We start from the raw sequence: 12,602 nt of genomic DNA, 5'->3' as shown, positions 1-12,602 counted from the left end.
TGATTAAACTAAATAGGCTGTCTCTTCTTAGAAATTATTTTCCATTAAGAGGCAGCCCCATTAATATTTAGTAAATTTTCTATAAGCAGCCTTATTGAACCACTCTATCATCTACCTTAGTATTCTTATATTGCTCTAATAACATATCTATTTCTTGTTTTAATTCTAAAATTTCGGTTATGTTTTTGTCTGTTTCAGTTCTATCCAACTTTCTTTGATACTGCATAGCTTTATGTGTATCACCTAAGTCATATAACTCTTGTATTCTATTTAGAGTGTCTCTAATCGCTATAGACTTCATTTGATACATAGCCTGAGCTTTCATTATATCCTCTCTTATTTCACTCATTTCTTGGTCTAAGAGAAACGCAGCATCAGATGCTCTTCTAAGTCTTTCTGCTAGAGTCTCAGGTATGTAATGGTCATATTTATATTTTAATGAATGTTCTATTGTAGCCCAGAAATTCATTGCAAGAGTTCTTATTTGTATTTCACATATAATTTCTTTTGAGCCCGCAATTGAGTTTATAGGATATTTTATTATAACATGATAGCTTCTATAACCACTATCTTTGTAATTTGTAATATAATCTTTTTCTCCTATTATAGTCATATCGTTTCTTACTTTTATCAAATCAACTATAGAATATATATCTTCAACAAACTGGCACATTATTCTTATACCAGCAATATCATCAATTTCAGTTTCTATATCTTTTGCATTTAGCCTTTTTAACTTAGATATTATGGAAGATATTTTTTTTGTCCTTCCTGTGACAAATTCTATGGGAGAATATTCGCCTTTTGCTAAATATTCTTTTCTTATATTTTTAAATTTTATTTTCAATTCTTCTACTGCATGTTCATAAGGTGCTAGTATTTCATTCCATTTTTCGTATTCCATATTGCTCACCCTTTATTTGTTTTTTATGACCTTCTTTATTTTATCATAATTTATTTTGTTTTTGTATAGTAAAGCAATTCTCCATCCTCTAAGATATACCCTATTTCGTCTAAATCAATTAGGTAACTTATGACAGATATCAATGAAGATTTAAAAAAATGATACTCTTTATAATTATTGCTTAAATTATTGTTATTTATAATATTTTTTAATAAAATTTCTAAAGATTTTGGTTTTTCAAGTAACTGTCTTATTTGGTATAAATATTTCTCTAAAGCATTCAAATGCTTTTCTATTAATTTATAAGCTTCTTCTTTTGATATCACTTGTTTTCCATGACCCAAAACCAAATACTCAAAATCTATACCTTTTAACTTTTCTAATGAGTTCATTTGTTCTTGTATATCATATAAAAATAAGAAATCGTATTTTGATAGAATTTCATCTCCTATCAAAAGGTCTCCCACAAAAATCACCTTATCTTTAGTTAAAACAGCTATACTTCCAGGTGTATGTCCCTGAAATTCAATTATATCAAACATTTCATTATTTAATTCCAGTCTACCTGCATCTATAGTTTTATCTATTTCTATATCATCTAGCATTTTACTTTTTAAAATATTATCCATAAATATATTGCTTTTCCCCCCAACAATATACTTTGAAAATAATTCTGGGTTTTCTATATATAACTTATCGTATTTTGATGACATTACGCACACATCTTTATAATGTTCTTTAAATTGATTGCATGCCCCATAGTGGTCATCATGACCATGAGTATTTATAATATATCTAACTTGTATTTTATTTTCATCCAATACTTTGGTTACTCTTCTAGGCCTTGAACCACATAATCCTGGGTCTATCATAAGTGCTGTATTATCTTCAAACACATATATTCCTGTATTTGTACCACCTTTTATAAAAAAAGTATTTCCTTTTACTTTTGTTAGATTCACCATCTTCACCTCATTTTGACAATATTTATACTACAAGTTATTATTTATTTAATATAAGACTCTAGTAGAATAAGCCTTTTTATTCTATTAATAGTTCTTTTCTTTATTTTAGGTTCTTTAGATATCCTTATTTTTACATTATATGCTAAATCTCTGTAAAATAGCGATTCTATAAAATATTCAACTATCCCTCTATCCTTAAAATCTATATCTATAATGCTATTAGAATAGAGTTTTGAATCTAGTATCATAAGTTCATCAAGAAAGCTTAATCTCTCATATTTGCTCAAATAACCTTTGCCTGGAATAAAGCTTTCACAATAATCTATTCTATAGTTCACTACTTCATCATTTATTTCAAATCCATGTTGTCTCTTCATCAACTCTTTATAGTCATTATTTTTTTTAGTTACATTATTTAGATTTTTGTTATAGTCTTCTTTTTTCCAATGTCCAAATAATCTACAATTTAGTGGTCTAACTTCATATATTAAACACCTATTATCATCATCTTTGAATGGACATGAATTTTTTTTAGAATACTCTTCAAAATAATAGTCTACTATTTTAATTATACATCTTCTTCTTAAATCCGCTCTATCTTCAAGATAACAAAATATATTCAAAAACTCAATTAAATTTATACCTACTGATTCCATACAACAATTACCACAACCAGAACAATTTCCAGTTGGTAAGGATTCATATACATCATTTAGTTTATTAAAGAGCTTATTTTTAGTGGAATAATCTATACAATTTAAAATATCTTTATTTTTTATACTAGTCATTATTATTACTCCTTGTTATAATTATTAAGTTAATACAAACAATTATTATAACATATTTTTTAAATTTAATCGCATGAGGAGGCATTTTATGAATAGATATACAAAAATCATTAATATGATGGGAAGTTACTATACAAAAGACTTTGAGAAAGAAAAAAAGAATGTAATAAAAGTTAGAGAAGTTAAAGAGGACACTGTCAGAAAATTTTTCTTACAAGGTGACTGTGAAGTTCTAGTAGTATTTGAAGATACTGGCAAAGAAATACTTATTGATGACTTTTCACCTGAAGAAGATATCAAAAAATATTTAGGCGTAAAATTCATAAATAAAAAAAGATAGTTATTAAAACGAATCATCTAAATTAAATTTTAATAACTATCTGTAGTTGTTATTATATATTTTCATAATCAAAAGTTATCTTTTATCTCTTTTTTAGACTTTAAGATAGCTTTTTTTCTATTTTTTGTAAAATAATTCCATAATTTACACTAATAATTCACAAAATGATATAATATAACAAATAGATAAATTTTTTAAGTTTCTCAATACTTAATATTTTGCGAGGTGATTTTATGCAAATTTATTTTAGAGTTAAAGCTGTTGGCAAACGTAGACCTATGCTAGAACTTACCCCCTTTGATTTATCTGACAACATCAATTGCCTAAAAGAGGCTATCTCTGAAATTGTATCTAAAAATGTTCTTGAATATAATGAAAAGACCCCAGAAAAATCAATAATAAGCTTTTTAACTAGTGAAGAGATTGAGTCTCAAGCTTCCATTGGAAAAGTTGGATTTGGCTCTATCTACAATGAAAACAAACAATCTGTAGAAAAAGCCATAGAAGTTGCACTACAAGCATTTGAAGATGGAATCTATAAAGTTCTTATAAACGAAGATGTCATTGAAGAACTCAATTCTCCTATAAATTTAAAAGATAGTGATATATTCACTTTTATAAGACTTACTCTACTTGCTGGAAGAATGTTTTAAAATAAATAAATTGGAGGTACATAAATGTCAGAACGTACTAGAGTAGAAAAAAATCCTAAAATAATTGAAGATTTCAAGCAAAACTTTACTAAATCGTCTTCAAAACCATATTACGATTTAGCTAAAGCTCTTTGGGATTGTGTAAAAGAAGAATCATACTATTATGATGTAAAAGATGAAAATAAGTTCTTAAATATGATAAAAAAATACTACAATTGTTATTACTACGAAATTGAAAGTGTAGATACTTTACTCTCTGGCCCTTTAAAAAATGCTTTAGAATTAATGTTTACTCCTGAGCAAGTAGAAGAACTTTGCCAATTAATTAAAAGAAAAATGGATTATACATATTCAGGAGGATACTATCGTAAAGGATATCGCTCAAATAGACTTAAAGATTATTTTAGAAGTATAATTAGGCTTATTTCACATTATGTTAGTTTGATATATTATGATTTTTCTGCCTTAGATTATCTTACACTTCCAAATAAAGTTCTTCAATATGACTATATAATGAGCGATAAAATCGCACTAGAAATAGATAAAGGAAATAATGATGTAATCAATGCTTTAGAAGAAGTAATTTTTGGAGAAAATCAGACTGCCCTACTTACTAGACAAATGATAATTGGTATTATGAAAAGCCATAGTGAAAAGTGCTATGAAATGCTTTCTAAACTTCTTCTAGCAGCTAAACAACAAGAAGGCCTTAGGCAACAAATTGTAGAAAGTCTAGATGAAGGTACAATTCCTGCATCTGTCTATATGTTAAAAACTATCCTAGATAACAATTTAGAAAGATTTAGTTCTGTTATAAGAGCCTTGGATACATGGACAGGACTTGGCTTTTCAGACCAAAAACCTGGAATAATTCGTAAGTGCTTAGAACTTTCATATAAATCATTGACTGATGAAGAGTTTCGTATGAAGTCAATTAACAGTAATGACAACCTTGAAATTTATTTTGCTTTATGGGCAACTGCAACTTACAATATCTATGATTCCTACTCTCTTATTGAAAAATTACTTTCACATGATGAAAAGTACAAAAAACTTGTGGCACTTTACTTCTTATCAAATACAGAAAGTACATATTTTAAGCACTCTGTCGCATCTAAAAATATTAAAGGCGACGATTTAGAGATACTTGCATGGGTAATTAGAAACTTTTATGTAGAAAGTTCTGTTGGTTACTACTATAATTGGCAAAACAAAAAAGTTGATTTTGACTTATCAGATTCTCCTATTGATAAAGACTTTGATGCTAGAAAGGAACAATTTGAAAACCTAAAACATACTTTAGAACTTTTAAATTCAAAAACTAAGGAATTTTCTGGAAGTGTATTCCCATGGTCTTGGGTTGAAATTTCTTCTCACAATATACTTAGATGCATGATGACATTAACAGCATATGATATGAATACTCAATTTATGGATGTTCTAATGGACAACTGTCATCTTATGAGTTCGGATTTAAGAGCTTCACTTATAGCTAATTTTATAAATGAGCCAAAAACAGACAAACAACGTAGTTTCTTATTAGAATGCTTGAGCGATAAGAGTGTTTCCAATAGAGAAATTGTATTAAGTTTACTTAAAAGACTTGACTTATCAGATGTAGAATTAGACAAAATAAACAACTTACTTGCTTTAAAAACAAGCTCCATCAGACAAACAGTAATAAAGATTTTACTTGAACAAGATGATTTAAAACTAGAAAATATTGCTTCTTCTTTAATAAAATCTTCAAATTCTCAAAAATGTCTTGGAGGGCTTGAAATTGTAAACTTATTAAAAGACAATGCTGATAGACAAGAGCTATATAATAAACTTATTTTATTAGTAGAAAGTGTTGATAAGTCTAAAAAGAATACATCTCAAGTTCAGATATTAATTGATAATTTATTAGGTAAAGCAAAAAATGATTATTGTAAAGAAAATGGATTTGGCATATACAATCCTGAAAATAAGGTTCAAATTCCTGAACAATTTGATTTTAAATACGATTCCTATAATCCATCAAAACTTAATAAGATTATTTCCAATTTAAGCTTATCTTCTAATGAAGATTCTGTTTCTATATCAACTAAAAAAGAAGCTAAGAAGATTCTTGATGTAGATATAAATAAAATATTAAAAGTATATGAAAAATTTGATGAACTTATTATTGAAAATGCAGATTATGAGTATGAAGTTGAGAGATGGTCAGGTAATATGGATAAAATACTTTTAGGTTACTCTACATATAACCTAACTCCTATTAAACGTATAACTGGAAATAATAAGGATACTATTGATAATTATCCATTAGCTGAGCTTTGGAGAGAAACTAGCAAGAAACTCAATTTAGATTATAAAACAATCCTTGATATTTTATTTTATAGTATACGCCCATGTGCTTATCATGAAATAGAAAAAAGTTGGTTTTCATCTATATATTCAAATGTCCTTGATGAAAAAAAACAAAAGAAGTTATATTCAAAATTAGATAAATTAAAATTTGATGTTCTTACAAGAAGAATACTTTCAGTATTACTAAATGAATTTGACCAGAAAGAAACTTTTGAATACTGTTTAGATACATATTACAAACTAAGAAATCTATTGACTACTGAACAATGTAAAAAACAAAGAGTCGAATTTACTAAAAACTACTATAGACAAAATGAATACTGCCCTGCTTTAGATGCCCCAATTTTGAACTATTGGCTTGGAAAAGCACATTCATTTATTTATGATGATATTTCTTTTACTAAGTTCTTCTATACTACATTTGCAAATTATCAACTTTTAGAATATAAATTCCCATTTTATACTAATATAGACATATTTGCTCGTGCATATGAATTGGGATTAATGACTGAGGAACAAATCAATCGAGAAATTGTAACTGGATACAATGCAACAAATATAATAAGAATTTTAACAAATCCTAGATGGAGTGGTGATACATTAGAAAAACATCCATGGCTTGAAAACAATATAAAAACTGTTACAAATAGGATTATAGAAATTGAATCACGTAGAGGTGATATGCCAACAGAAGTTTCTCATCTAGCTGATAATATACAACATTTTGAAGGTATGAATTATTTTGTAAATATCTTAGTTGCTCTTGGTAAAGAAACTTTCCAGAGAGGATATTCATATGGTAGTAACTATTCAAAAAAAGATGTTTTGAGTTCTCTACTTAAAAATTGTTATCCTACTAAAGAAGATAATTCTAAGGAATTAAAAAATTTACTTAAAACTACTGATATTACTGAATTAAGATTAATAGAAGCTGCTATGTATGCTCCTCAATGGGTAAACATAATTGAAAAATATTTAAACTGGAAGGGTCTAAAGAGTACAATTTGGTATTTCCATGCACATATAAATGAAGGCTTCTCTGCTCAAAAAGAATCAGAGGTTGCTTTATTCTCTCCTATATCTCCACAGAGTTTCATGGATGGGGCATTTGATGTGGATTGGTTTTTGGATTCATACAAAACTATTGGAGAAGAAAGATTCAATATCCTTTACAAATCAGCTAAATACATAACTAGTGGTGGAAACTCTCACAGACGTGCACAACTTTATGCTGATGCTACACTTGGAAAGCTTGATAAAGACATGCTGATGAAAGAAATTGAAACAAATAGAAATCAAGATAAATTGAGAAGTTTCTCTTTACTTCCTATGAAAAAAGGTGACCTTAAAGAAGCAACTTTCCGTTATGAATTTATTCAAAAGTTTGCTAAAGAAAGCAAACAATTTGGTGCACAGCGTCGTGAAAGTGAATCAAAAGCTTGTGCAATAGCAATGGAAAACTTAGCAAGGAGTGCTGGTTTTGAAGATATCAATCGTATGATGTGGGCTCTTGAAACGGAAAAACTAAATGAGGTTGCTCATATATTTAAACCAAAAGATATTGATGGAACTTCACTTTGGATAGATGTTGATGAAAAAGGAAAAACATCTATAAAAGTCCAAAAAGGCGATAAGGCTTTAAAAAGTGTACCAAAAGCTCTTGCAAAACATCCATATGTACTTGAGCTTAAATCAGTACAAAAAGATTTAAAAAGCCAATATTCTCGTGCAAAACAAAGTTTAGAGCAAGCTATGAAAAATGAAACAGTCTTTACAGTTAAGGAAATCTCCAATATTTATAAAAACCCAGTTATTTGTCCTTTAGTTAAAAATCTAGTTTGGGTATGTGATGATACTATTGGATATATCTATAATGATAAGTCTAAGTTCTTTATTTGTGATACAACTGGTGAATCTTATAGATTAACTGCAAAAAATAAATTAAAACTTGCACATCCAGTTCACCTGTTTGAATCTGGTAAATGGAGTGAATTCCAACATGACTTATTTGATAAGCAAATTGTTCAACCATTTAAGCAAGTATTCCGTGAATATTATAGAATAAATGCTGATGAGTTGTCTGAAAAGACTATATCTCGCAGATATGCTGGTCATCAAATACAGCCAAAGAAAACTGTAGCACTTCTTAGAAATCAACTTTGGACTGTTGACTATGAGGAAGGTTTACAAAAAGTATTCTATAAAGAAAATATAGTAGCAAAGATGTTTGCACTTGCAGATTGGTTTTCACCAGCAGACATTGAACCTCCAACTATTGAAACAGTAGAATTCTTTAATAGAAAGACTTATAAAAGCTTAGAATTAACTTCTATACCACCAATTCTTTTCTCTGAAGTTATGCGTGATATAGACCTTGTTGTAAGTGTAGCTCATGCTGGTGGTGTTGACCCTGAGACAAGCCACTCTACTGTGGAGATGCGTATAGCTATTGCTAAAGAGCTACTATTGCTATTAAAGATTAAGAATGTCAATTTTGAAGGCTCTCATGCTCTTATAGCAGGTAATTTAGGTGATTATTCTGTACACATGGGCTCTGGTATTGTACATAAAAAAGGAATGGGTGCTTTAAATATACTTCCTGTACATTCTCAAAGTAGAGGTAAGATATTCCTTCCATTTGCTGACGAAGACCCTAAGACTGCTGAGATTATGTCTAAGATATTATTACTTGCTGAAGATAATAAGATTAAAGACCCTAGTATCTTAAGTAATCTTTAAAATGCTACATCTTATACTATAACTAAGTAATTTATAAAATACATTTGTAGCACACAATAAAAATATTACTAGAAAAGCAGACAGAATTATATCTATAATAGATGGAGAGCTTAGTTAAACTAACACTCAAAAACTATTTATAGAAAAGAGGATTTAAATGTTATTAGTTTTAGGTAATTTAAACTTAGATTTGGATTTTGACTATCGAATAATAAGAGAGGAAAATGATGATGTAGATATATTTATAGATATTAATTATCGTAGTTTAGATATAGATACTGATGGTTCTAACTTATTTAATTCTAGAATCCAATTCCCATTTGTAAGAGCATTAATTTTAAGGTTGAATAAAAACAATCATTACATGACAATTCATTTGTTAAGAGATATAGATTTATTTTCTGCTTTTGCTAACTTTGAAGTAGATTATACTGACTCTATAATAAATATAAAAAATCAAAATGAGAAAGTTATTCTAAATAAATCTATCAAAAAGTAATAAGGGGGCCTTAATAGGCCCCAGTTTTTTTTGTTTTCTATACCTATTATATCATGATAAAAGGATTAGTCAATAGAATTTTCTGAATATTTTTATAATTTTTTCATAAAGTTTTTTATATATTTTACTTTAAAATTATATGTAATAAAAAAATTTTGTGACTAATTTTAAAGTTAATTGATTAAATATACATATTCAAAATCAATATGAATTTTCTTGCCTTTTATCATTTTTATTTAGGTTTTAAGTTATAATCTATTATTAGCAAATTATTTATATGGTCCTAATAAAGTTCTATTTATATGCAAATCTAATAATTCATATACAAGTTTAATAACTTATATTCAAGTCCAATATAATTAATATTCTAAAATGAATATTATTTACCATAATAAACTTTTAAATATATCTCTTTTAATTCACTCATTAATGGATATCTAGGATTAGCACCTGTACATTGGTCATCAAATGCTTGTTCAACCATAGCATCCAATCCTTCTAAGAATTTAGCTTCATCTACTCCTGCCTCTTTTATAGTCTTAGGAAGACCCACTCTTGCCTTTAATTCATCTATTGCTTTTATAAGATTATCCACTTTTTCTTGGTCTGTATTCCCCTTAATTCCTGCAAAAGAAGCAAATTCAGCATATCTTTGTATACAATCAGGGTGTCTGTATTGTGAAAATGCACCCATCTTATTTGGAGCCTCTGCACAATTGAACTTAATTACTTCATTTATTAATAATGCATTTGCAACACCGTGTTGAACATGGTGGAATGCACCAAGTTTATGTGCCATAGAGTGGCAAATTCCTAAGAAAGCATTCGCGAAAGCCATACCAGCCATAGTAGATGCCATTGCCATTTTTTCTCTTGCTACTTTATCAGTCTTTCCATTTTTATATGCACGAGGTAAATACTCAAATATTATTTTACCTGCTTGAAGCGCTAGTCCATCAGCTGGTTCAGTTCTTAACATAGATACATATGCTTCTAGTGCATGTGTTAAGGCATCAACACCTGATGCTGCTGTTAATCTTGGTGGCATTTCCATCATCATATCTGCATCAATTATAGCCATATTTGGCATTAATTCATAATCTGCTAATGGATATTTTACGCCTGAATCTTGGTCAGTTATAACTGCAAATGGAGTTACTTCTGAACCAGTTCCTGCTGAAGTCGGAATAGCTGCAAAGTATGCTTTTTCACCCATCTTAGGGAATGCATATACTCTTTTTCTTATATCCATAAATCTCATTGCTAAATCTTGGAAATCTATTTCTGGATGCTCATACATTACCCACATTATCTTACCAGCATCCATTGCACTACCTCCACCTACAGATATTATTAAATCTGGTTGGAAATCAGCCATAGCCTTAGCCCCTTCTCTTGCACAAGCTAGTGTTGGGTCTGGAGCAACATCAAAGAATGTAGTGTGCTTAATGCCCATTTCATCTAATAAATCAGTTAGTTTTTTAGTATAACCATTATTGTAAAGGAAAGAGTCTGTTACTATAAAAGCTTTCTTTTTGTCCATAACATCTTTAAATTCTCTTGCTGCTACACCTAAACATCCTTTTTTGAAATAAACTTTTTCTGGGGCTCTAAACCAAAGCATATTCTCTCTCCTTTCAGCTACTGTCTTGATATTAAGTAAATGCTTAACTCCTACGTTTTCTGATACTGAGTTTCCACCCCAAGAACCGCAACCAAGTGTAAGAGATGGAGCTAATTTAAAGTTATATAAATCACCTATACCACCTTGTGATGATGGAGTATTAACTAATACTCTACAAGTCTTCATAGCATTTACAAACTTCTCTACTCTATCTGGATGATTTATAGAGTCTGCATACAATGATGAAGTATGACCATACCCACCATCAGCAACTAATTTTTCGGCCTTAGCAACTGCATCTTCAAAACTCTTAGACTTGTACATTGCAAGGACAGGAGAAAGTTTTTCATGTGCAAAAGGTTCCTCTACTTCAACAGATTCAACTTCGCCAATTATTATCCTAACTGTTTTTGGCACTTCTACATCTGCCATTTTAGCTATTACATGGGCTGGTTGTCCAACTATTTTTGCATTTAAAGTTCCATCAATTATTACTACTTTACCTACCTTTTCTGTTTCTTCTTTATTTAAGAAATGTGCTCCACGATATTTAAATTCTTTTTTAACTTCTTCATATATTTTTTCTGGTACTATTACTGCTTGCTCAGAAGCACATATCATACCATTATCAAATGATTTTGATACTAATATTGAACTTACAGCCATTTTTATATCTGCACTCTCATCTATTATTGCTGGTACATTTCCAGGTCCAACTCCAACAGCTGGTTTACCTGAAGAATATGCAGATTTAACCATTCCAGGTCCACCAGTAGCTAATATAAGGTCTGCTTCTGCCATAACAACATTAGTCAATTCAATTGAAGGCACATCTACCCAACCTATAAGACCTTTTGGTGCTCCTGCCTTAACTGCTGCGTCATGTACAACTCTAGCCGCTTCTATAGTACAGTTTTTAGCTCTTGGATGAGGAGAGAAAATTATACCATTTCTAGTTTTTAGGGCTATTAGTGACTTGAATATCGCAGTTGATGTAGGGTTAGTTGTTGGTATAACTGCTGATAATACACCTACTGGTTCAGCAATTTTCGTAAATCCAAATGCCTCATCTTTTTCTATTACACCACAAGTTTTAGTATTTTTATAAGCGTTGTATATATATTCTGAAGCAAAATGGTTTTTTATAACTTTATCTTCAACAATACCCATACCAGTCTCTTCAACTGCCATTTTTGCTAGAGGAATTCTCTGTTGATTTGCCGCTGTTGAAGCTGCTAAGAAAATTTTATCTACTTGTTCTTGTGTAAATGTTGCAAATTCTTTTTGTGCTAATCTTATTTCTTCTAGCCTTATCTTTAATGTTTCAACACTATTGACAATCTCAGGACTACATACTTCAACATTCACTGCTTCTACAATCTTTTCTTTTTTATCCATACCAAAAACCTCCCTAAATAATTATGCATCCTCATATTTTTTATAAATCTTAAATGCATTATCTATATCTTTTAACCTATACTTAAAATAATTTTATAGATTTAATCTCTACACTTTAGATTTTATTTACTTTATTGCTCTAGGTCAAGAAGTTTTTTTCTGAATATTTCGTCAATTTATTTTTTAACAAATACATTATTTTTTTTACTATTATTAAAATTTTTTACTTAAATGAGATGTATTTCATTTAAATAATTTAATTTAACTAAATAAAACACTAAAATGATAATTTATATCTTTCATTTTTTTAACTTATTAAATTTTATATGTTATTTGTACA

Annotated in this window: 8 protein-coding genes; 4 read left to right on the top strand and 4 right to left on the bottom strand. The window is 29.1% G+C overall.

What is annotated here, in order from left to right; all coding sequences use genetic code 11:
* Positions 1–91 precede the first annotated feature (91 nt).
* Genes KGF50_RS06700 through KGF50_RS06690 form a run of 3 tightly spaced genes read right to left on the bottom strand, consistent with a single transcriptional unit; the run spans position 92 to position 2,657 of the window.
* Positions 92–904 (bottom strand): GTP pyrophosphokinase family protein, encoded by an 813-nt coding sequence (locus tag KGF50_RS06700; RefSeq protein ID WP_227847355.1) that lies wholly within the window; start codon positions 902–904, stop codon positions 92–94.
* 50 nt (positions 905–954) lie between these two features.
* Complete coding sequence (locus KGF50_RS06695; protein WP_413926800.1) at positions 955–1,866, bottom strand: MBL fold metallo-hydrolase; 912 nt, start codon at positions 1,864–1,866, stop codon at positions 955–957.
* A gap of 44 nt (positions 1,867–1,910) precedes the next feature.
* Positions 1,911–2,657, bottom strand: coding sequence for a YkgJ family cysteine cluster protein (locus KGF50_RS06690; protein ID WP_227847353.1), 747 nt, complete (start codon positions 2,655–2,657; stop codon positions 1,911–1,913).
* An 88-nt stretch (positions 2,658–2,745) separates the two neighbouring features.
* On the opposite strand from KGF50_RS06690, the gene KGF50_RS06685 reads away from it, so the two are divergent.
* The 4 genes from KGF50_RS06685 (at position 2,746) to KGF50_RS06670 (ending at position 9,240) form a co-directional block, all read left to right on the top strand.
* The gene (locus KGF50_RS06685; RefSeq protein ID WP_227435489.1) at positions 2,746–2,997 is read left to right on the top strand and encodes a hypothetical protein; all 252 of its coding nucleotides are present in this window, start codon (positions 2,746–2,748) and stop codon (positions 2,995–2,997) included.
* 233 nt (positions 2,998–3,230) lie between these two features.
* Positions 3,231–3,650, top strand: a complete 420-nt coding sequence (locus tag KGF50_RS06680; RefSeq protein ID WP_227847352.1) for a hypothetical protein — start codon at positions 3,231–3,233, stop codon at positions 3,648–3,650.
* A gap of 24 nt (positions 3,651–3,674) precedes the next feature.
* Entirely contained in the window at positions 3,675–8,741 is a 5,067-nt protein-coding gene (locus tag KGF50_RS06675) for a DUF4132 domain-containing protein (RefSeq protein ID WP_227847351.1), read from the top strand.
* A gap of 157 nt (positions 8,742–8,898) precedes the next feature.
* Positions 8,899–9,240 (top strand): hypothetical protein, encoded by a 342-nt coding sequence (locus KGF50_RS06670; RefSeq protein ID WP_227847350.1) that lies wholly within the window; start codon positions 8,899–8,901, stop codon positions 9,238–9,240.
* Between the two features lie 379 nt (positions 9,241–9,619).
* On the opposite strand, the gene adhE is transcribed toward KGF50_RS06670, so the two are convergent.
* Positions 9,620–12,262 carry a bifunctional acetaldehyde-CoA/alcohol dehydrogenase gene (gene adhE, locus KGF50_RS06665; protein ID WP_227847349.1) on the bottom strand — a complete coding sequence of 881 codons (2,643 nt, stop codon included), beginning with the start codon at positions 12,260–12,262 and terminating at the stop codon, positions 9,620–9,622.
* Between the last annotated feature and the right edge of the window lie 340 nt (positions 12,263–12,602).

Origin of the sequence: Clostridioides sp. ZZV15-6598, assembly GCF_020657705.1 — a bacterium.
GTDB lineage: Bacteria > Bacillota > Clostridia > Peptostreptococcales > Peptostreptococcaceae > Clostridioides > Clostridioides difficile_F.
Note: the sequence above shows the minus strand (reverse complement) of the source record. Positions and strands in the feature narration are given on the sequence as shown.